The sequence below is a fragment of the Paenibacillus sp. FSL M7-0896 genome, assembly GCF_037975415.1.
GTDB lineage: Bacteria > Bacillota > Bacilli > Paenibacillales > Paenibacillaceae > Paenibacillus_AQ > Paenibacillus_AQ silagei.
In genome coordinates this window covers 2,797,785-2,818,497 of the sequence record NZ_CP150250.1, presented here as the reverse complement: position 1 = coordinate 2,818,497, position 20,713 = coordinate 2,797,785, and the positions used below count along the sequence as shown (strand labels likewise).

Sequence of the window (20,713 nt, the reverse complement as noted above, 5' to 3'; positions counted from 1 at the left end):
AAAGCCCGTTCCCCGGGATAGGGGAACGGGCTTTTTTAAATTCTGCCTAGTCTTCGATGGTAGACAAATCGCCTGCCGGAAGATGCAGCTCCCAGGCCTTCAGTACACGGCGCATAATTTTACCGGACCGGGTCTTGGGCAGCTTATCCTTGAACTCGATTTCGCGCGGTGCAGCATGGGCAGACAAGCCCGCTTTGACAAATGCCGCGATCTCTTCCTTCAGCTCAGCAGTTGGACTGTATCCATCCCGCAGCGAGATGAAGGCCTTGATGATCTCTCCGCGCATGACATCCGGCTTGCCGATTACCCCTGCCTCCGCGACAGCCGGATGCTCCACCAGCTTGCTCTCGACCTCGAAGGGTCCGATCCGCTCCCCGGAGGAATTGATCACATCATCAATCCGGCCCTGAAACCAGAAATAACCGTCTTCATCCATGTACGCCGAGTCCCCAGAGATATACCATCCGGGAATTCGGAAGTATTCATCGTATTTAGCCTGGTTATTCCACACTTTGGCCATCATAGACGGCCAGGGAGTGCGGATGGCCAGATTACCCATGGAATACGGCGGCAGTACGTTGCCGCGGTCATCAAGAATAGCTGCTTCAACCCCCGGCAGCGGCCGTCCCATGGAGCCGGGCTTGATGTCCATTCCCGGGTAGTTGCAGATGAGCTGCGCTCCCGTCTCGGTCATCCACCACGTATCATGAATCCGCTGCTGATAGATTTTATCGCCCCAGCGCACGACCTCCGGGTTCAGCGGCTCGCCGACAGACAGCACATGACGCAGACTGCTGAGATCGATCCCCTCCAGCGTCTCCTTGCCAGCCCCCATCAGCATCCGGAAAGCCGTAGGCGCACTGTACCATACCGTCACCCCGAAGCGCTCGATCGTCTTATACCAATCCAGCGGACTGAAGCGGCCTCCCCGGACTACATTGGCTACTCCATTCAGCCAGGGAGCAAAAATTCCGTAAGAGGTTCCGGTCACCCAACCCGGATCGGCTGTGCACCAGTACACATCATCCGGCCGCAGGTCCAGAACTACCTTGCCTGTATAATAGTGCTGGATCATGGCTCTCTGCACATGGTAGATGCCTTTGGGCTTCCCGGTGGAGCCGGAGGTATAATGCATAATCAGTCCATCCTCCAGGCTCAGCCATTCCGGTTCCAGCTCGGCGGAGGCATCAGCCATTTCCGCTTCATAGCTCAGCAACCCCGCATCCTCATCAGCAGAGGCTCCGACTACAAAGATATGGCGCAATCCGGGGAGCTGCTCCCGCTTCACCCGGTGCAGCAGCTCCGGCGTGGTCACCAGCGCCACCGCTCCGCTGTCCTCCAGACGGTCCTTGACCGCCGTCTCCATGAATGCCTCGAACAGCGGACCCGCCACTGCCCCCGTCTTCAGAATGCCAAGCAGGCTGAAATACAGCTCCGGAGTACGCGGCATGAAGATGAACACCCGGTCGCCTTTGCCGATTTCGTATTTGCGCAGTACATTACCGAACTTATTCGAGCGTTCCCGCAAGTCAGCAAAGGTGTACCGTTCCTCGCGCACCGCATCGCTGTAGATCAGTGCCGTAGCAGCCCCCCGCCCCTCTTCGACATGACGGTCTATAGCTTCATGTGCCATATTCACCTTACCGGTCCCATGCCAGGAGAAGCTGCGCTCGACATCCTCCCACCGGAATTCATCAACTGCCCGGGAATAATCCTCCATATTCGAATGCTGCACCCGGCCCGGTAAAATTTCGCCTTGAACTTGCCCCATTACTCTTGCCTCCCCTACTGGTTTGCTTTAAGCTTTAAGGGTACCCTCTAATTCTATTAATTCCGTCAATGCTCTAAATGTGAATATTCCGTGTCGGAATCAGTATATCACAGGAAGCGGTTACATTCCATATTATAGTGAACCGGAAGGGAGCCCAAGCATGGAGCACCATAAAATCCCTGTATCCCATACCATAGAGCATCAAGGCCGGCTGATTTCTGTCCGTGGACCCTTATCTCCCGAAACGCTCCAGACCTTAAGCATGCACCGCGATCTGGACGCCTTCCGTAAGCCGCAGGAGCAGCTTGAAGCCTTGATCGAAATATCTGGCTTGCCCGAAGGGCGCATCGTAGCAGCAGTGGTCTCAGACGTTATCGTGGGCTATGTTACTTTTCATTATCCGGATGAACTGGAGTTATGGTCTCAGGGCGGGATGGAGGATCTGATTGAGCTGGGAGCCATCGAAGTGGCTGACGAGTATCGCGGAAGCGGGCTTGCGAAGCTGCTGGTTTCAAGCGCTTTTGAAAAGGGACAACTGGAGAACTGCATCGTATTCACAACCGAATATTATTGGCACTGGGACCTCAAGGGGAGCGGTCTTAATGTATGGGAGTACCGCCAGATGATGGAGAAGCTGATGAAGACGGTAGATATGGTGTGGTATGCCACAGATGACCCGGAGATCTGCTCGCATCCGGCGAATTGCCTCATGGTCCGCATGGGCCAGGATGTGCCGCTGTCCTCCCGCGAGACCTTCGACCGGGTGCGCTTCAGACAGCGGTTTATGTATTAATTCAGGCGGCCTGCCTGCAGGTTACATAGCCTTAAGCATATGCTCCAGAATGGCATGGGAATGCTGCGAGGCCGTTACGGTGAACTCACTGTAATTCACATGGGCTGAGCCGTCGGCTTTGTCCGACATTGAACGTACGATTACAAAAGGGATCCCGTTCATATGGCAGACTTGGGCGACCGCCGCACCCTCCATCTCTGCACAGGCCCCGTCCATCTGCTCACGCAGCATAGCTACGGACGCCCTGCTGGCAATGAATTGATCCCCGGACAGCACAATGCCTGTTACAGACTTCTGCTCCAGCTCTAGACAGGCCTCTTCTGCTAACTTCACCAGCAGCGCATCTGCCTGGAAGACGGAGATCTCCTGATACGGAATCACCCCTCTGGCATAGCCGAGCGCTGTAGCATCCATATCATGCTGAATGCAGGAGGACGAAATCACAATATCTCCGATGTCCAGCTCAGGATGCAGCGCCCCGGCCACACCAGTGAACAGCACCTGCTCCACGCCGAAGCTGTCCAGCAGAATCTGTGTGGTTACGGCGGCGTTCACCTTGCCTACCCCTGATTTGCAGACTACAGCTGCCTTCCCGAACACTGTCCCTGCATAAAAGGTAATTCCGGCCTTCACAGTGGTCTGCCGATTCTCCATCTCTTCCAGCAGCAGCTTGATTTCTTCATCCATTGCGCCAATCAGACCCAAAACTCCGCTCATTTCATATCCCCCTCGAACTTTGTGTCCGCAAACATAAAAAGCTCCCGAAGGAGCTTCTTAAGAAACCTATGTTCACGAGCTAAACGTACTGAACTTATTTGTTGACATGGTTGACAGACAGACGAAGAATGGTCTCATGCGGCAAAATAACCCGCGGATTCTCAACCGTCTCCTTCTTCATCAGCTTCGTCAGCAGTCTCATCGCTACAGCACCGAGATCATACATCGGCTGTGCTACAGTAGTGAGGAGCGGGCGAACCATTGAAGCCATCCGGATGTTGTCTACACTGATAATCGAGAAGTCATCCGGCACCTTAAGGCCTTCATCCTGAATACTGTGAATGGCGCCAATCGCCATCTCATCGGTAGCAGCAAAGATAGCTGTCGGCTTCTTCTTCAGACCCAGGAAGTACTTCATGGCTTCGACACCGGATTCGTAACGATAGTTACCGATGCGTACCAGATCCTCCTGATACTCGATACCTGCCGCCTCCAGCGCCTTCTTGTAGCCGTGGAACCGGGCATAGCCGTTCGCAGGGTCCTGCAGCGTACCGCTGATCATTGCGATCTCGCGGTGTCCATGGCGGATCAGCGTATTCACTGCATCAAATGCAGCCGTCTCATGGTCGATATCCACGGAAGGATACGTTCCCTTCTCATCGCGGGTCGCACAGAGCACGATAGGCACAGCAGAGGTCTGGAACGCCTGAATATGCTCTTCCGTAACGGTTCCGCCCATGAACAGCAGCCCGTCCACCTGCTTCTCGAGCAGTGTGTTAATGACACGAATCTCCTTCTCTTTACGCTTGTCAGCGTTACAGAGAATAATGTTGTAGTGATACATATTGGCAATATCTTCAATCCCGCGTGCAATTTCCGCAAAAATCGAGTTTGAGATATCAGGGATAACAACCCCTACGGTTGTCGTTTTCTTGCTGGCGAGACCTCTCGCCACCGCATTCGGACGATAGCCCAAACGCTCAATCGCTTCAAAAACCTTCTTCCGGGTCTGCGGTTTCACGTTGGGGTTATTATTCACAACCCGTGATACCGTAGCCATAGATACGCCTGCTTCTCGAGCTACATCGTAAATGGTTACCGTCAAATTACTCTCTCCATTGCGATAAATTTTATCGTTCGACTAATTAAAATTATGATACGACACTTTGTACAATTGTGCAATGATAACGCTTCATTTTCCTTTCAAAATTTCTTTCAAAGGTTGAAACGCCAGTCCTGGCGCGGCTTTGACGCCTTCCGCCAATTCCTGATCCTCCAATAGCTTCCAGTGGAAAGCCCTTAAAATTTCAAGAATTCTGTATGCTTTCTCTATCGTATCAAAAAGCGCGTGAAAAATCCAACATTCGTTGAAAGTTTTTCATTGTTTTTGCAGACTTTTTTTCAAAATGTCAAAAAATGCTCTTTATTTGGCACTTTCTGCCGAATGAGCCGTCAACTGGGAGAGCCGCAGGCCGATCTCTTCCATCCACTTCTTGTCGGACATATCCGCCGCCGTGCGGTATACATCCAGCAGCAGATCAATCCGGCTCTGCATAGCCTTGCGGATAGCCTCCTCCAATTCCGGCAAGCCGCCGGCAAACAAGCCCGCAGCAAAGGTATCCTTCAGCACACTGGCCCACTCATTACGGTCCGCAAAGGACAGATGCAGCTTGTCCGCAGGGCGCTCTCCAAGCTCCCGGATCAGCAGGCCCAGGTCACGCTTAATAACCGGCAACGGCTCATAACGGGCGCATTGCCCGCAGGTATATACAGGGACATTAGTAATTTTGATCTTCGCACTATAAATCAGCGTGTGCATATGTATGGTCATGATCCCGCCGCAGCCACAAGACTTCTTCATTAATTGTTCCTTATACATCTCCCACACCTCAGAATGATCTTTTAAAAACGCATAGCTTTGCCTTTTCCCTCTCTAGTATTCGACTTCATCCCCCTGAATCCCTGCAAGTTTGCATATCATGTTTTAATTGGTAATTGTCGTAGGAATTTCCATGTTGAAAAGTGACTTCAACTCTCTCTTTTGATAGAATGACATAGATATCAGGAAGTTAAGCCGAAGGGAGCTGTACAGAATGAGACTGTCTGGTAAAAAAGTCATTGCGCTGGTGGACGATGAATTTGAAGACCTTGAGCTGTGGTATCCCGTATACCGCGTGCGTGAGGAAGGGGCCGAGGTACATCTGGCAGGCCTTGAGAAGGGCAAGAAGTATGTAGGCAAATATGGTGTACCCGCCACGGCTGAATACAGCTGGGACGAGCTGAAGGCTGCCGATTATGACGGCATCCTCGTTCCCGGAGGCTGGGCACCCGACAAAATCCGCCGGTACAGCGCAGTGCTGAAGCTGGTGCAGGATTTCAATACTGCGAAGAAGCCGATTGGCCAGATCTGTCATGCCGGCTGGGTCTTAATCTCCGCCAAAATTCTCGAAGGCGTAACGGTCACCTCCACGCCGGGCATCCGTGACGATATGGAGAACGCCGGAGCCATCTGGAAGGACGAGCCGCTCGTCCAGGACGGACACATCATCTCCGCCCGCCGCCCGCCGGATCTGCCGCCTTACGGCAAAGCGTTCTGCGATGCGCTGGCCGGTGAGTAGCAGGCAACATGAGATCTGCTATAAACAACAAGCCCTGCCCTGTCGTCTGACAGGGTTCAGGGCTTGTTGCCGCTTTTGCTTTTATATGGGGGATTAGCGGATAGGGACAGACAGCTTCTCTTTGATCAGGGCAGGATACGCCTCAATAGTGAACGTCAGCGGCTGCGGGTATTTATTGCTGCCCAGACCCCGGTAGTACATGTGAGGGATGGACTTCGCATTCTCCGGCTCAGTGCGCTGCGGAATATCGATATCAAATTTATCTGCTGAATGAACTGTACCTGCTCCATCGGTAAATGTTTGTCCCAGCATAAGGTCATTGTAGATGCTGTTACTCTGTGCTTGAGAATCATATTCCAGCACCATCGTGGAGCCCTTCTCCGTGTTGTGAATGGACATTTGCAGATTGTGATCCGGAGCCTTAATAATTTGTTGCTTATCCGTATCAATAATTAATTGGGTTGCCTGCTTATCCAGCGCCAGAATTCCATTGATTTGCAGCTGGAGCGATTGTGTCGAGCTCCTGTCGTTGGCAAATATCAGTCTGCCTCCACTGTCCGTAAAGCTGGCGGCGCGTAAAGCCAGATACGAATAATCACCGCTGCCGCCTGCTAAGAACCCCGGTTTGTACATAGAGAAGATCTGTTTGGAGTTCAGCGGGTCGCAGGTATAGTCCAGATAAATGCCGGAGGCGGCCAGATAGACCTCATTAATTTCAATTTTCTGACCGTCTATTTCCAGTGTTTTGTCTACATGTATGGTTTCTCCTGCCTTGGCGAGCTGCTCCCGGTCCAGCGGAAGAGCTACAGAAAATTTAGCGAGAGGGCTATCTGCTGAAGCTGGCGTGAACTGCTTGTACTTACCAAGCTCAAGCTCAAACTTAATTTGATTGGGAAGAGCGCCTGCATCATCACTCTCCCACTGCCTTACCTCATAACCGTAGGTTATACGTTTTGGGGAAATTGAATTATCAGGCCCCAGGGATGTATGCAAAGGATTTGAAACAGCTGATGTTAACTGAATATGTGCTACTCGGGCATTCTCATCAGTCTTATTCTGTAATGAATACAAAACGATAATCCCCTTCTGATCCGCAGCAATTCCATCTACAGTCAGAACAAATCCGTTATGCTCCGCAGTAACACCCGTGACGCGCTGTACAAGGCCATCCTCGATTGCCGAAGATACAGCGTTTGTGGTCATCACAGCTGGAATATACTTTTCAAAGGGTCCGTAGCTCTGAAATATTGCTGCCTGATCCGGAGCTGCCCCCTGTGACTTCAACACCTCACTCGCCCGGGGAAAGGAGAATAACAGCACAAGTCCAAGTACTGCCGCCGCTGTAGCCAGAGCATAACGCTTCCTTAATGACATAGAGCTTCTCCGGGAACGTGTTATGCCTCTGCGGATTGCCGTGTTCAGCCGCATTTCCGGGACCTCCTCCGCTTCTGCCGACAGACTGTGGTAATACTCCTTCAGCAGCTCTTCTTCTGTCTTGACCATGCTATAGTCCCCCTTTGATTTTCATTTTGTCACGTAACTGCTTAAGTCCCTTGTTCAGCCAGGTCTTGACCGTTCCTTCCGGCTTGCCCAGCACCTCGGCAATTTCTGTCAGTGTCATATCCCGGTAATACTTCAGCACAAGCACCTGACGGTATTTGGGCTTTACCGCTTCCAGAGCCTGCTCCATATCCAGCTTACGGTCACTGGTCATCTCCTGCAGTCCAGCGCTTGCCTGTTCCGGCACAGGAGCCGCTAGCCGCTTCCTCCGTTTCAGTTCGTCCTTGCAGCAGTTGATCAGAATCCGGGTCAGCCAGGGTGCGAACCGGACCTCATCCTTCAAGCTCCTGCGCTTTACCCAGGCCCGGTATGTAGTTTCCTGAACCATCTCGAGTGCCTCCGCCTCGCTGCGCAAGTAGCTGTACGCAATACTGTAGAGTATTTTCTTCTGCTCCAGTACCCGGTTGATAAACAGCTGCTCCTGTTCATTCAAGTGGCGCACCTGCTCAGCCTCCCATGTATGCTCCATCCAGGCTTAGTCTCCCCTTTCTTTTTTTGAATTCTGTATATACTGACTGTCCAGCAGTCCAAACGGTTTTACTTTTTTGCACGGCAGGCCTGTTCCCTCAGATCTCAAAACAAAAAGTCCGGTGTGTGGCCCCCTTGACCCTCACCCGGACTTTATTTAGATATTCTTGCTGCTTGTCCTTGAAAACCCGATAACGTTCAGCCGTTACCCGGCTATGATGTCTTCTCTTTGGAATCACCGCCGGCGCCCAGCGGGAATCCGCTCCGTGAGGCAAAAGCAGTAAGCTGCTCCTCTGTCTCGGAGCTGGTGCGGTTGCGGAAGCAGACCTTCGCAATCTCCCTGGCTTCAGAAGCCAGTGTGTTCAGTGTGCGGTGCTTCACCTTCAGCAAGGCTTGCGGTGACATGCTCAGCACATGGATCCCCAGTTCCAGCCAGAGCGGCAGTGAGCGCTCATCTGCGGCCATCTCACCGCATACACTGACATCGATGCCTACGCTGCGTGCCGCATCCACCGTCATGCGGATCATACGCAGCACTCCCGGATGGTACGGATGATACATATGGGCAATCTGCTCATTCATCCGGTCCACAGCCAGTACATACTGCACCAGATCATTCGTGCCGATACTGAAGAAGTCCACTTCCTCCGCCAGCAGGTCGGCAATCATCACTGCGGCCGGAACCTCGATCATTATACCTACCTTCATGTCACGGTTATACGGTACACCCCGGCTGTCGAGCTCGCTCTTTACCTCGTTCAACACTGCTTTGGCCGCCTGCACCTCTTCGACAGAAGAGATCATCGGGAACATCATCCGGACATTGCCGTAATGACTGGCCCGCAGAATGGCTGTAATCTGGGTTTTGAACATGTCCTTGCGGTCCAGGCTGATCCGGATGGCCCGGTAGCCGAGGAACGGGTTCTGCTCCTCCGGCAGCTGGAAGTAATCCAGATGCTTGTCTCCCCCGATATCAAGTGTACGGATGACTACGGTCTCCTTGCCGACTTTTTCCGCAACCAGCTTATAGACTTCGAACTGTTCATCCTCTGTCGGAAAAGTACTACGGTCCATGTACAGAAACTCTGTACGGAACAGTCCCACTCCCTCGGCCCCGTATTTCAGTGCCATGTTCAGCTCCTTCACGGAACTGATATTGCCGGCCAGCCGCAGAGACACACCGTCCTTCGTCACGGCTTCGACGGTTGCAAGCAGCTCCAATTGCTCCCGCTTCCGCTGCTGCTTCGCACGTCTGGTGTTGAAGTCCAGCAGTGTGGATTCATCTGGATGAATCATAACCGCCCCGGTCTCCCCATCGAGCACCAGCATGTCCCCTGTCTGAATAGGAGTCAGGATCTTGTTCTCCAGGCCTGCCACCAGCGGAATGCCGAGCGCACGGGCCATGATGGAGGAATGCGAGGTTTTGCCGCCCATCATCGTCACGATGCCCAGCACATACGCCGGATTCAAATGCGCCAGCTGTGAGGGGGACAGCTCCTTCGCTACCAGAATGTACGGCTGGGTATCTGACGGCAGAGTGACCTCCGGCGCACCCAGGAGATGCTTCAGCAGGCGGTTGCCGACATCCTTGATATCCACTGCACGTTCTTTCATATATTCATCGTCGAGCAAATCGAACATCGCCACGAAGTGGTCGATCGCTTCCTTGACCGCCACCTCGGCTGCCTTGTATTGGCGTTCGATAATGCCGCGGATTTCGCTCATGAACACCGGATCATCCAGGATCGCCAGATGGGCATCGAAAATGCTCGATTCCTCCGGTCCGACGACCTCGCGGAATTCTTTTTTGATAAACTCGATTTCGTCCTTGGAGGTCCGAATGCCTTCGTACAACCGTTCGAACTCCTTAGCCAGATCCACCGGATTCACCTGAGTGTCCGGCAGACTCCATTCCCAGTTCGGCAAGACAAAGGCCTTCCCAATGGCAACACCTGCTGCGGCGCCTACGCCTTGTATCATGCTTCGATCCCTCCAACATTGCTTTCATGTAGTACCACGGACATGACGGAAGACTGCCCCTTTTTCACGTTTTTGAATGGCGCGTAGCTCCAGGATTTGACCCGGTCCGGGTTGGTAATCACCATCGGTGTCGCCAGCGAAGCGGCATGCTCCTTCAAGAAGGCCAGGTCAAACTTGACCAGCAGCTGCCCCGGCTCCACGCTGTCCCCTTCCTGTACAAGCGCCTCAAACGGCCCTTTAAGCTGCGAAGTGTCGATCCCGATATGCATGAGCACCTCCAGCCCTTCGGGCGTAGCAATGCCCACTGCGTGCATCGTAGGGTATACGTGCATCACCTTGCCGAATACAGGCGAGACCAGCTCTCCTTTTTCCGGGACAAAGGCCACTCCATCCCCCACCAGCTTCGCGGCAAAAATATGATCCGGCACCTCTTCAATCGGCATCATCCGCCCCTGAATCGGCGCACTGAACAGCACCTGCGGCAGATCGCGCAGCATCAGCTTGTCGATCTCTTCGCGGATCAGCTCCGAATACGTCCCGAAGACGACCTGCACATTGCCGCCGCCCAGCTTGATAATGCCTGCGGAGCCCAGCCCCTTAAGCGCCCCTGTATCTATGAAGCGGTCATTATGCACCGTTAATCTCAGCCGGGTGATGCAGGCCTGAACCTGCACAATATTCTCCTTGCCGCCCAGCGCCTCCAGAATCAGCGGAGCCTGATACGGGATATTACCCGCCCAGTCGCCCAGCTCAGAGCCTTCCTCACGGCCAGGGGTAGGAATTTGAAACCGGCGGATCGCCCAGCGGAACACGTTGTAATACACAATGCCATAGCCGATCCCGATTGGAATCAGCAGCCAGGCCCGCTGGGACAGATGCATGTTGAGGAAGAAATCGATGGTCCCCGCCGAATAGGAGAAGCCGTGATGAATCCCGAGCGAGTAGGTCAGCACCATCGCAAGCCCGGACATAACCACATGCAGCGCAAACAAATACGGCGACGCGAACAGGAAGGCAAATTCAATCTGCTCCGACACACCGGTCAAAAAGCACACTAAAGCTGCACGCAAAAAAGTCTTCTTGATCTTGGGCTTGAGGTCCTCGCGCGCTTCCTGAATGATTGCAAAGGCAATTGCGGGCAGGGCGAACATCATAATCGGGAACAGTCCGGCCATGAACACACCCGCTGTAGGATCACCGGCAAAAAAGCGCGGCAAATCCCCCTGTACGACTGCACTGCCGTCAGGCGTCGTAAAGGAGCCTAATTGGAACCAGAACACATTATTAAGAATATGGTGCAGGCCAAAGGCCGTCAGCACCCTGTACAGCACCCCGTAGACGAACACTCCATAGCCGCCGGTCACCTGTACTACCCTGAATAGCTCATTAAGCAGCTCCTGCAGGAGCGGGGACACTCCGAGCATGACCCAGGCGAACAGCGCCGAGAATAAGCCCATGAACAGCAAAACAAAACGCGACCCGCCAAAAAACTGGATCGCCTCCGGCAGCTTGATATTCTTAAACCGGTTATGCGCTACACCGGCTACAATCCCCAGGATAATCCCAATTAATGTTGCAGGCTGTACAGCCCCGTCTCCCATGTTGGACACAATCCGGTCATAAGTGAACATCCCTGCGAGTGCGGCCAGTCCGGCCGGTCCGGCCTGATTGGACAACCCCCACGCCACACCGACAGCAAACAAATAAGGCATGAAATAGAATATTCCTTGCCCCGCGTACGTCGTCACTTCGGATACCGAAGAAAGTCCCCATGCAGACCACGGTAAGCTGCCCAGACTCAGCAGAATCGCTGCCGCCGGAAGCACCATGGTAGGAAGCATAATGGCTCTGCCCAACTGCTGCAAAGATCCGAGCCAATTCAAGGCGACCCTCTCCTTTCTTTCTATATTGAATGGTAAGCGTTACAGCAGTTTTTGTCAAAAGAATCTGGGCGTGAAAAGGACGACTCCTGCGACTCCTGCGACTCCTGTGACTCCTGTGACTCCTGTGACTCCTGTGACTCCTGTGACTCCTGTGACTCCTGTGACTCCTGTGACTGGATAAGTGTAGTTTGTACAACTATATTTGGCAATACGACCTTATATTTTACTTTAACTGCACTCTGTGCAACTATTTTTGGACAATTTAACTCTAATCGCAATAATGCGTATTTTTAGTTGTACGAAGTGCGATTAAACCCAATAAACACCTTATCCAGCGCATTTTAGTTGTACGAACTACACTTAAGCCGATTATCGCATAGATTACATGTTACATCTTGAGCTCCTCCTTCACCATATTTGATCTAGCCGCATGGAATTCACCTCGTAATACCGTATCCGTTCTTTTGAAGAGACTGGTTTGATGAAACCCTTATCACTCAACGCCACCAGCAGCTTGTGTGCTGTCCGGTAATTAATGTGTAAAGATTCAATTAAGTCTTTAGGCCGAAGCGGTCTAGAAATCCGCCATGCCAGCCTTAGCACATCCATTTCTTTTGACAATAGTTGCTCCCTGCTGGACGAACTCCGCGCCAAATACGGCGCCAGCGCCAGCTGCAGCAGCATCCGGCACACTTCGGGACGCTGCTGGATGTCGTCGAACGAGAAGTGCAGCATCTTCCAGCCCATCCCGGTCAGGAAGGTGTCCCGGTTAAGCGCATAGTTGAACTTCTCCCGGTCCATATCCTTGATATGGCTCTGATAGCCGTCACACTCAATCCCGAAGCGGGTCCCGTTCTGCGGCAGAAAGGCAAAATCCAGAAACTGCGATTTCCGGTTCCAGTCATACACCTCATATTCCGGGTGCAGCTGCTCCAGTGACTCGAATAGCGGCCACCATACATTCTGCAGAAATAGCTTCTCCGCATAGTTATGTCCGCGCAGCAGCCTCCCCCGCCGTTCACCCGTTCTTACAATCGTATGTGCCTCCATAAAGCTGCTGTGTACCTGCTCAAATTCCATATCTACTTCCCCCTCCCTGAAAATACAAAAAACGCCCTTTCCCCATTTAAAATGGAGTAAAGGACGTTCTTCGTCTGTGTCAAGTATAGCAATACTTATTAGTGAAAACTAATCGAGAATGCAGCAACCAGGTCTGAGGTACGTTTGGCAAAATTTAATCTGGATAGCTCTGAACTACAAGTATATCCGGATCTGTGTACCTGATCATGCATACGATTCGTCTTACCCCCGGCTCCGGCCCTTCATCGTGATCGCTTCCTCCACCTTGATGCAGCGGTCCATGATTGCGATCATATGATTTGCAGCGGCAATGTCCGCCGCCTCCTCGCTGATGATCCCCTGCTGCAGCCAGAGAACACGCGCGCCGATATCAGCAGCCTCCTGAGCTACAGCTGCGCAGTATTCGCTGCGGCGGAACACATTCACAATATCCACCGGCTCCGGAATCTCCGCCAGCGTATGGTAGCATTTCTCGCCCAGGATCTCCCCGTCTACTAACGGATTGACCGGAATGATCCGGTAGCCCCGGCTCTGCATAGCGCCTGCAACCATATATGAGGTACGGTCTGTTTTGTCGGATAGGCCAACAACAGCGATATTGCCTGCCGCAGCCAGAATCTCGCCGATTTCTTCCCTGCTTGGGTTCTCAAAGCTCATGTCTTATTCCCCTTCCGTCTGATTTCTTCCATGCCCTCCGCAGCATTACTGCCGCTTGAGTCACAGTTTTATCATTTTCAGCAACAACTACATCATACAGCGCTGCACTAGAAGTTCCAAATTCTCATCAGCTTGTGTAACCTGTCAATTCATCTCTGTGCCTACGAATCCTCCGGGTCCCCCACGCTGCATAGCCATACCATATGAACGGAACCCGGTCCCCAGTAATCCTGCACTGCTGCATAGGGCGTTCCGAATTTCCGCAGCCATCTGTCCTGGGCCCGCTTATATCCGCTGTCCAGGCAGAATTCGGAAATTCCCCGCTTTCTAAAAAATCCCATGACCTCATCAATTAACGCTGAGCCCACACCCTTGCCTTGATTCCCAGGCAGCACATACAGACTTCCCAGCTCACCCACAGCGGACAGCCGGTTATCAGTGCAGTTCCGTATGTCCTCTCCGCAAGGCGCGTAAGAAACGGTGCCGACGATCGTTCCATTGGCTCTGGCAACCCAGAAATACACATCCGTCTCCAGCGGATTCAACGAAGCATTAGCCATCCTTATCTTGGCCGCAATCTCCTCCCGGATGTCCGCCTGCAGGTGACCCAATCCTTCCTGTTCGAAGGCATCGGCGATCGTCACCTTGAATAGATTCGACACAGAAGGAATATCTTCCGGGGCAAGAGGTGTAATGCATAAAGAACCTAAAATGCTCACTTCACCCATTCCACATCCGCACCCAGCAAGCGCAGATGATCGAAATACTGCGGATAGGACTTCGCCACATGATGGGCATCTTTGATAAGCAGCGGCTGGCGGGCCCGCAGACCAACTACAGTAAGCGCCATAATCACACGGTGGTCATAGTGGGCATTAATCGTTACGCCGCCTTCCACGCCTTCCGGTGTACCATGCACAATGATCTCGTCCCGGCGTTCCTCAACCTTCGCACCGGCCCGGGTCAGCTCTGCCAGATAATCCGTGATGCGGTCGCATTCCTTGTAGCGCAGATTCTCCACATTGTAGAAGCGTGAGGTCCCCTCGGCAAAAACCGCCGCCGCTACCATAGCCAGCACCGCATCAGTTGCCGCATCGCCGTCGAATTCCACCGCCTTCAGGACCCCGTTCCCCTGCACGTGCACTGTTCCGTTCTCATGGGTGAGCGGCACCTCCATCATCCGCAGCACATCAACAATGGCCCGCTCCCCCTGCTTGCTTCTCTCCGCCAGCCGGTGAATGGTCACATCCGACTTAGTCACCGCAGCGGCCGCAAGCACTGCGGCTGATCCCGGATAATCGCCTTGCACCGTATAGGTCTTGGCAGCATAGCTCTGGCGTCCAGGCACCTTGAAGGACAAATAGTCGTCCGCCGCATGTACGATAATCCCTGCCTGCTCCAGCACCTCCAGCGTCTGCCCGATGACCACCTTGGATTTCAGATCATCCAGCACGATGATCTCACTGTCTTCTTCAAGCAGCGGGGTCAGGAATAAAAGTGCGCTGAGATACTGCGAGCTGACGGCACCGGAGACGGTAATCCGTCCGCCCTGCGGCTTGCCGCCGCGGATCGTAATCGGCAGTCTTCCGTTATTATGCTCTACTTCCACACCGAGCTGGCCAAGTGCGAGGATCAGGTCGTCATGCGGCCGCTTGCCCAGAGAATCGGGATACGTATTCACGAAAGTAACCTCCGGGCTAAGCGCAGCCACCGCCATCAGGAAGCGCAGCACAGCGCCGGCATTACCGACATTCAGCTCCTTTACGTCACGGGGATGGCGGCCGAACCCCTGCACGATGATTTTCTCATCATCTTCGGTCAGGACTGCGCCGAGATCGGCGATACATCTGCGGATCGCGTCGCTGTCCTCGCTGTGGGCAGGATGGTAGATCGTGCTGACTCCTTCAGAGAGAGCGGCTACCAGCAGGTAGCGCGTGGTGTAGTTTTTGGAGGACAGGGCTCCGAATTCTCCTTGCAGCGTCGGCGTAGGCCTAACAATAACGTCCATAGTATAAGCGCTCCTTCATAATATATAGTCTGTATGTACGGGCCTGTTTGACAGGGTAATCCGCAGTTGTGTTATTATTGCGTGAAGAGAATCCATTCCCATTCGGGCAGAAAAGAGGGTACTACCATGAATGAAATTCCGCAAATTACACCGCAGGAGCTGCGTAAACGGCTCGCTGCCGGCGAAGAGCTTGTACTGATCGATGTCCGTGAAGAGGATGAGGTTGCCTTCGGCATGATTCCCGGCGCTCAGCATATCCCGATGGGCCAGATCCCGCAGCAGACGGACAAGCTTCCGTCAGACACTGAGATCATCTTCATTTGCCGTTCCGGCAACCGCAGCCAGCGGGTCTGTGAATATCTGCAGCAATTCGGCATTCAAGGCTCTAACCTGAGCGGCGGCATGATCGAGTGGGATGATACCAGCGCGGAATAGCTTCATCCTGATGCATAGCACCAACACACATAAAAGCTCAAGCGCGGTAACGCAGTAAAATGTATTGCGAGACCTCAGCCACATTCAGCTCCGTTGTATCGACCGTGCAATGCGCGAAACGGTAAGCTTCCCTGCGCTGTTCCATAATGGAACGGACCCGATTCGCCGCATTGCCGGCGAGCAGCGGCCGGTTCTCATCCCCGCTGACCCGTTCAATAATGGTATCCTCCGAAGCTGTAAGGGCCACTACGAATCCATGCTCCAGCATGACTTCGGCATTCCCCGGCGCAAGCACCGCCCCTCCGCCTGTAGAGATCACTTTGCGCTCTCCCTGCAGCATTTCCTGAAGTACCGCTGATTCAATACTCCGGAATGCCTGCTCTCCGCCTTCCGCGAAGATATCCGCAATACTGCGGCCCTCTCTTCCGGTAATCACTGCATCCAGATCAACCAGTTCATAGTCAAGCTCCTCGGCCAGAATGGCGCCTACTGTGGATTTCCCCGTAGCCATCATCCCGACGAGAATGATATTTCGATCGTCCATAACAACCTCCAAGCCGCGACATTTGTCATATCATAACACAGGGTGAAAAGTTTGCACAATGCCGGCAGCCTTCATTTTCAGGCGGGCTGTGCCTGCCATGGCTATGCCTCATGGATGCAAAAAACCCGAAAGCCCTCCGCATGAAGCGGAAAGCATCTCGGGTTCCTAAGCAATAAGCTGAACGCTGCCTGTTACTCTGCCAGCCAGTTGTGGTGGAACACGCCTTCTTTGTCCACACGCTTGAAGGTGTGAGCGCCGAAGTAATCGCGCTGTGCTTGCAGCAGGTTCGCTGGAAGACGTTCTGTACGGTAGCTGTCGTAGTATGCAAGGGCGCTGGAGAATCCCGGAACCGGAATACCCAGAGTTACAGCCGAAGCGATAACCTTGCGCCATGCCGACTGGTAGTTGTCCATAACATCCTTGAAGAACGGATCAAGCAGAAGGTTCTTCAGCTCTGCATTATTGGCATAGGCATCCGTGATGTTCTGCAGGAACCGGGAACGGATGATGCAGCCGCCGCGCCAGATCTTGGCCAGCTCGCCGTATTTCAGATTCCAGCCGTATTCGTCAGAAGCCACACGCAGCTGGGCGAAGCCCTGGGCATACGATACGATCTTGCTGGCGAACAACGCTTTACGCACGTTCTCGATGAATTCAGCCTTGTCACCATCGAATGGAGCCGCAGCAGGGCCGCTCAGCACCTTGCTGGCTTCAACACGTTCTTCCTTCATGGCAGACAGGAAGCGGGAGAAGACGGATTCGGTAATCATGGACAGCGGCACGCCGAGATCCAGCGAGCTTTGGCTTGTCCACTTGCCGGTACCCTTTTGTCCAGCAGCATCAAGGATGACGTCCACCATCGGCTTGCCGGTCTCTTCGTCATACTGGGCGAAGATATCCTTCGTAATCTCGATCAGATAGCTGTCCAGCTCGCCATTGTTCCATTCTGCGAAGGTGCTGTGCAGCTCCTTGGCATCCAGACCCAGGACGTCCTTGAGCAGGTGGTAGGCTTCGCCGATCAGCTGCATGTCACCATACTCGATGCCGTTATGCACCATTTTGACATAGTGTCCTGCACCGTCCGGCCCGATATATGTACAGCAAGGCTCTCCGCCCACGTGGGCTGAAATCGCCGTAAGGATAGGTTCAACCAGCTTATACGCACTTTCTTGACCGCCTGGCATAATCGAAGGGCCCTTGAGTGCGCCTTCTTCACCGCCGGATACGCCGGTGCCGACGAAGCGGAAGCCTTTGTCTTCAAGATATTTGCTGCGGCGTACGGTGTCAGGGAAATAAGCGTTACCGCCATCGATGATGATATCGCCTTGATCCAAGTACGGCAGAAGCTGCTCAATGGTGGCATCCGTAGCCTGACCTGCCTGAACCATGATCAGAATCTTGCGCGGTACCTCCAGTGACCCTACGAACTCTTCAACGGAGAACGTGCCCACCAGGTTCTTGCCTGCTGCTTCTGCAACCAGATCATGTGTCTTCTCCGGGGAACGGTTAAACACGGATACGCTGAAGCCTTTGCTCTCGATGTTAAGAGCCAAATTTTTGCCCATTACCGCCAAGCCAATAACGCCGATTTGTTGTTTTGACATCTGGTTCTCCACCCTTTGCACCCTGTATTTTTGTGAAATCCATTTCTCGCAGTATAAGAATACCACCCTTTGTCAGAGACAGCAAAGTTCTGCCTGCGAAAGAGAGATCAATTTCATTGACAAACTTCGATCCATCAGGGAAATTGCTCACAATGACTATTTTAACGGTTTTGTCCGCAGAAGTGAACCCCCTCCACCAGAAAGGCACAATAAAAGGACACCCCATTATGGGATGCCCTTAATTGCCTAAGTTCACTCAGTGCACTACCACTCCAGCGCTGCCAGCTCCCTGGTCAATTGCTCAAGCCTCGCTGTGCTGGCCGCCACCGCTTCCGTATCTCGCTCACGCATAGCTTCATTCAGCAAGTCGAGCTGTTCATCCACGGCAAGCCTGCGGTCACGGATCCGCTCTTCGCCCTCTATGGAGTAGAACAGCTTCGTCAGTTCCTGATCCGACAGCAACGGCCCCTTCTGGTACAGCACACGCTGCTGATAACCGGAAATCTCCACCAGGCGGATGACTTCACCGAATAAAATATTCTCTATAATGATCTGACGGTCGCGGAAGCGCTTGACAACGGCATGACCTCTCATATCCCCAATCAGCTTCTCCATCCATTCTGACAGGCGCGCATCACGGATCATGTAGTCTCCCACCAGCTTGAAGCCGTCCTTAATCCGCTGGAAGCGCAGCTTCACAAGCTTGCGGCCGGTGCGCACCGAAATAAGAAAAACAGTCTCGTTCTCACTCCAGTACAGGGAATAACCTTCCTTGATCAGGTCCTTGATTAGATCCTGGATATGCTGTCTGTCGAACCGCAGCTCCAGATTGCAGTACTCCACTTCATCGTTTTTGTTCACGGCACTCCCCCCTAACTGCTTGATTTAAGCATAGTCAGCTTCACGGCCTAACCTAAGAGTAGAACAGACTGCCGGACCTCCGCTTGCACCTTGATGCTTTGTGTGGCTTACACTTATTTTATACTTCATAATATGTAGCGGTAACTTGGTTTATTGACTATTTTTACCCGTTTTTAGCCTTTTCCAAACGCTGGAACCCGTTTTAGGAGAGTTGAACCAGCCCTTTTATATGCAAAAACAGCAATAAAGCCGCATTGCGCCTCCTTTTCAGGCAGTCTACGGCTTATTGCATTTCCACACCGGCTTCCCCCCCCTGTGTCCGCTCTACTCAGTGCGCCCTGGTGTGCTTCAGCTTCGTCCGGTGGACGATCAGCAGATGCAGGCCGAATAACACAACCATTACTCCCGCGCTGGCCAGGAAAGGGGCACCGTGGCTGACCGTATCCCACAGCTTGCCTGACACCACCGGACCGGCAACCATCCCTGAGCCCTGCAGCGTCAGGAAAAGCCCCCAGACGGTCCCGCGCTCGCCCTCCGGCACCTGCTTGGCCAAGAAGGCGTTCCACGCCGGGAGAATCAGCGCATAGCTGATCCCGACCAGCGCCACCGCCACGAAGGCCAGCGGCAGCCAGCGGACCTGTGAGAAGAAAGCCATGGAGCAGGCTGCCAGCAGGAAGCCGATATTAAGGAAGATGGAGGTGCCGACCTTATCGACCAGCTTCCCGGCGGGTATAAGGGTTAGCACGGTAATCCCTCCTCCGGCAATCAGCAGCAGGCTGAACTGGTTGGGGGTGACATGCAGCTCCGAACGTGCGAACAAGGTGACCACCGGGGTCATAAGCCCGATCGCAAAAGCCTGCAGGAACAATGCCGGGAACAGCAGGCGGCTTACCTTCAGGGAGGAGGTGACCTGCTGCCAGGTCCGCTTCAGACTCTCCAGGGGCCTTACCGGCTTACGCGGCACCGGTGGCCCTTCCGCCGATATCTCTCGGACAACGCGCGGCGCATGACCGCCGATCTTCGAGGGCAGGAACAGCGCCACGGCTACAACAGCAGCAGCGAAGCCCATCAGCACCAGGAAGACCGTCCGGTAGCCCTGTCCGCCATGATCCATCATGAAGTTGACGATAATCGGACCGACGCCGGTTCCGGCCAGTGAGGCCATCTCCACCGCCCCCATGGCTGCGCCGCTGCTGCCGCTCCGGGTAGAGCCTGCCAGCTCGGTGATACCAGTCATCGTACAAGGCCACAGCGGCGAGGTGCCGATCCCCAGAATCAGACAGGCGAGGGACAAGCTTACGGCATCTTTGGCATAGATAATCAGCCCGACTGCCACCAACAGCAGCAGCAGCGCTCCTGTCATCGTCCAGCGGTAGCCGATCCGCTCCATGACCCAGCCGAACGGGCTGCGGAACAGGTTATCCCCGAGATACTGCAGCGCGAAGGCGAACCCGACCACCGTTACGGAGAGGCCCAGAATATTCTCCATATAGACCGGCAGCAGAGCTACCAGCAGCGATCCTTTGACGAATTCGACCAGGAAAATAATGATCCACATTTTTAATATGAACGGTGAGGCTAAACTGATATGCATACGTTCCGCTGCTTTGCCAGACATTTCATCACATCCTAGTATTATGTTGATTGATTTGTTATACTGATGCTTGCTCAAGTAGAAATAGGTATTCTGTCCCTCCGGGGACGCCTTTTGCTTCAGCGAAATCAAAAAACCAC

General features: G+C 53.5%; 19 protein-coding genes. 3 read left to right on the top strand and 16 right to left on the bottom strand.

Going from position 1 to position 20,713, the window contains the following annotated elements; all coding sequences use genetic code 11:
• Positions 1-46: 46 nt before the first annotated feature.
• Positions 47-1,771 (bottom strand): acetate--CoA ligase, encoded by a 1,725-nt coding sequence (gene acsA / locus MKY12_RS11805; RefSeq protein ID WP_339313920.1) that lies wholly within the window; start codon positions 1,769-1,771, stop codon positions 47-49.
• 160 nt (positions 1,772-1,931) lie between these two features.
• On the opposite strand from acsA, the gene MKY12_RS11800 reads away from it, so the two are divergent.
• Entirely contained in the window at positions 1,932-2,564 is a 633-nt protein-coding gene (locus MKY12_RS11800) for a GNAT family N-acetyltransferase (protein WP_209877641.1), read from the top strand.
• Positions 2,565-2,585: 21 nt separating this feature from the next.
• Here the strand turns inward: MKY12_RS11800 and MKY12_RS11795 are convergent, their stop codons facing one another.
• The 3 genes from MKY12_RS11795 to MKY12_RS11785 form a co-directional block, all read right to left on the bottom strand.
• On the bottom strand, positions 2,586-3,281 hold the full coding sequence (locus tag MKY12_RS11795; RefSeq protein WP_339313919.1) for a 5'-methylthioadenosine/adenosylhomocysteine nucleosidase: 696 nt from the start codon (positions 3,279-3,281) through the stop codon (positions 2,586-2,588).
• A gap of 94 nt (positions 3,282-3,375) precedes the next feature.
• Positions 3,376-4,386: a catabolite control protein A gene (ccpA, locus tag MKY12_RS11790; protein ID WP_036695017.1), complete on the bottom strand. Its 1,011-nt coding sequence runs from the start codon at positions 4,384-4,386 to the stop codon at positions 3,376-3,378.
• A gap of 318 nt (positions 4,387-4,704) precedes the next feature.
• Entirely contained in the window at positions 4,705-5,142 is a 438-nt protein-coding gene (locus tag MKY12_RS11785) for a hypothetical protein (RefSeq protein ID WP_339313918.1), read from the bottom strand.
• Between the two features lie 232 nt (positions 5,143-5,374).
• Between MKY12_RS11785 and MKY12_RS11780 the strand changes: the two genes are divergently transcribed.
• The gene (locus tag MKY12_RS11780) at positions 5,375-5,899 is read left to right on the top strand and encodes a type 1 glutamine amidotransferase domain-containing protein (protein ID WP_339313917.1); all 525 of its coding nucleotides are present in this window, start codon (positions 5,375-5,377) and stop codon (positions 5,897-5,899) included.
• 93 nt (positions 5,900-5,992) lie between these two features.
• Here MKY12_RS11780 and MKY12_RS11775 read toward each other — a convergent pair whose 3' ends face one another.
• From MKY12_RS11775 to aroA, 8 genes are all read right to left on the bottom strand, one after another.
• Complete coding sequence (locus tag MKY12_RS11775; RefSeq protein WP_036729482.1) at positions 5,993-7,402, bottom strand: DUF4179 domain-containing protein; 1,410 nt, start codon at positions 7,400-7,402, stop codon at positions 5,993-5,995.
• 1 nt (position 7,403) lies between these two features.
• Complete coding sequence (locus tag MKY12_RS11770; RefSeq protein WP_051478334.1) at positions 7,404-7,928, bottom strand: sigma-70 family RNA polymerase sigma factor; 525 nt, start codon at positions 7,926-7,928, stop codon at positions 7,404-7,406.
• A 212-nt stretch (positions 7,929-8,140) separates the two neighbouring features.
• Positions 8,141-9,907, bottom strand: coding sequence for a phosphoenolpyruvate--protein phosphotransferase (ptsP, locus tag MKY12_RS11765; RefSeq protein WP_036729485.1), 1,767 nt, complete (start codon positions 9,905-9,907; stop codon positions 8,141-8,143).
• The gene (locus MKY12_RS11760) at positions 9,904-11,790 is read right to left on the bottom strand and encodes a glucose PTS transporter subunit IIA (protein ID WP_036729487.1); all 1,887 of its coding nucleotides are present in this window, start codon (positions 11,788-11,790) and stop codon (positions 9,904-9,906) included. Before MKY12_RS11760 ends, ptsP begins: the two co-directional genes overlap by 4 nt.
• Positions 11,791-12,198: 408 nt before the next feature.
• Positions 12,199-12,870, bottom strand: a complete 672-nt coding sequence (locus MKY12_RS11755) for a hypothetical protein (protein ID WP_339313916.1) — start codon at positions 12,868-12,870, stop codon at positions 12,199-12,201.
• A gap of 222 nt (positions 12,871-13,092) precedes the next feature.
• Positions 13,093-13,527 (bottom strand): CoA-binding protein, encoded by a 435-nt coding sequence (locus MKY12_RS11750; protein WP_036729492.1) that lies wholly within the window; start codon positions 13,525-13,527, stop codon positions 13,093-13,095.
• A gap of 161 nt (positions 13,528-13,688) precedes the next feature.
• Complete coding sequence (locus tag MKY12_RS11745) at positions 13,689-14,189, bottom strand: GNAT family N-acetyltransferase (RefSeq protein ID WP_339313915.1); 501 nt, start codon at positions 14,187-14,189, stop codon at positions 13,689-13,691.
• A gap of 53 nt (positions 14,190-14,242) precedes the next feature.
• Positions 14,243-15,535, bottom strand: coding sequence for a 3-phosphoshikimate 1-carboxyvinyltransferase (gene aroA, locus MKY12_RS11740; RefSeq protein WP_339313914.1), 1,293 nt, complete (start codon positions 15,533-15,535; stop codon positions 14,243-14,245).
• A 126-nt stretch (positions 15,536-15,661) separates the two neighbouring features.
• Between aroA and MKY12_RS11735 the strand changes: the two genes are divergently transcribed.
• Positions 15,662-15,970, top strand: coding sequence for a rhodanese-like domain-containing protein (locus MKY12_RS11735; RefSeq protein WP_209877658.1), 309 nt, complete (start codon positions 15,662-15,664; stop codon positions 15,968-15,970).
• Positions 15,971-16,007: 37 nt separating this feature from the next.
• Here MKY12_RS11735 and MKY12_RS11730 read toward each other — a convergent pair whose 3' ends face one another.
• From MKY12_RS11730 to MKY12_RS11715, 4 genes are all read right to left on the bottom strand, one after another.
• Positions 16,008-16,514, bottom strand: a complete 507-nt coding sequence (locus tag MKY12_RS11730) for a shikimate kinase (protein WP_036729499.1) — start codon at positions 16,512-16,514, stop codon at positions 16,008-16,010.
• Positions 16,515-16,705: 191 nt separating this feature from the next.
• Positions 16,706-18,118 carry an NADP-dependent phosphogluconate dehydrogenase gene (gene gndA, locus MKY12_RS11725; RefSeq protein ID WP_339255976.1) on the bottom strand — a complete coding sequence of 471 codons (1,413 nt, stop codon included), beginning with the start codon at positions 18,116-18,118 and terminating at the stop codon, positions 16,706-16,708.
• A gap of 264 nt (positions 18,119-18,382) precedes the next feature.
• On the bottom strand, positions 18,383-18,979 hold the full coding sequence (locus MKY12_RS11720; protein ID WP_209877659.1) for a hypothetical protein: 597 nt from the start codon (positions 18,977-18,979) through the stop codon (positions 18,383-18,385).
• Between the two features lie 328 nt (positions 18,980-19,307).
• Entirely contained in the window at positions 19,308-20,597 is a 1,290-nt protein-coding gene (locus MKY12_RS11715) for an MFS transporter (protein WP_339313912.1), read from the bottom strand.
• Between the last annotated feature and the right edge of the window lie 116 nt (positions 20,598-20,713).

Coding starts and splice junctions, on each gene's coding strand:
- acsA (WP_339313920.1), bottom strand. CDS start 1,771: ATGGGGCAAGTTCAAGGCGAAATTTTACCGGGCCGGGTGCAGCATTCG.
- MKY12_RS11800 (WP_209877641.1), top strand. CDS start 1,932: ATGGAGCACCATAAAATCCCTGTATCCCATACCATAGAGCATCAAGGC.
- MKY12_RS11795 (WP_339313919.1), bottom strand. CDS start 3,281: ATGAGCGGAGTTTTGGGTCTGATTGGCGCAATGGATGAAGAAATCAAG.
- MKY12_RS11785 (WP_339313918.1), bottom strand. CDS start 5,142: ATGAAGAAGTCTTGTGGCTGCGGCGGGATCATGACCATACATATGCAC.
- MKY12_RS11780 (WP_339313917.1), top strand. CDS start 5,375: ATGAGACTGTCTGGTAAAAAAGTCATTGCGCTGGTGGACGATGAATTT.
- MKY12_RS11775 (WP_036729482.1), bottom strand. CDS start 7,402: ATGGTCAAGACAGAAGAAGAGCTGCTGAAGGAGTATTACCACAGTCTG.
- MKY12_RS11770 (WP_051478334.1), bottom strand. CDS start 7,928: ATGGAGCATACATGGGAGGCTGAGCAGGTGCGCCACTTGAATGAACAG.
- ptsP (WP_036729485.1), bottom strand. CDS start 9,907: ATGATACAAGGCGTAGGCGCCGCAGCAGGTGTTGCCATTGGGAAGGCC.
- MKY12_RS11755 (WP_339313916.1), bottom strand. CDS start 12,870: ATGGAATTTGAGCAGGTACACAGCAGCTTTATGGAGGCACATACGATT.
- MKY12_RS11750 (WP_036729492.1), bottom strand. CDS start 13,527: ATGAGCTTTGAGAACCCAAGCAGGGAAGAAATCGGCGAGATTCTGGCT.
- aroA (WP_339313914.1), bottom strand. CDS start 15,535: ATGGACGTTATTGTTAGGCCTACGCCGACGCTGCAAGGAGAATTCGGA.
- MKY12_RS11735 (WP_209877658.1), top strand. CDS start 15,662: ATGAATGAAATTCCGCAAATTACACCGCAGGAGCTGCGTAAACGGCTC.
- MKY12_RS11730 (WP_036729499.1), bottom strand. CDS start 16,514: ATGGACGATCGAAATATCATTCTCGTCGGGATGATGGCTACGGGGAAA.
- gndA (WP_339255976.1), bottom strand. CDS start 18,118: ATGTCAAAACAACAAATCGGCGTTATTGGCTTGGCGGTAATGGGCAAA.
- MKY12_RS11715 (WP_339313912.1), bottom strand. CDS start 20,597: ATGTCTGGCAAAGCAGCGGAACGTATGCATATCAGTTTAGCCTCACCG.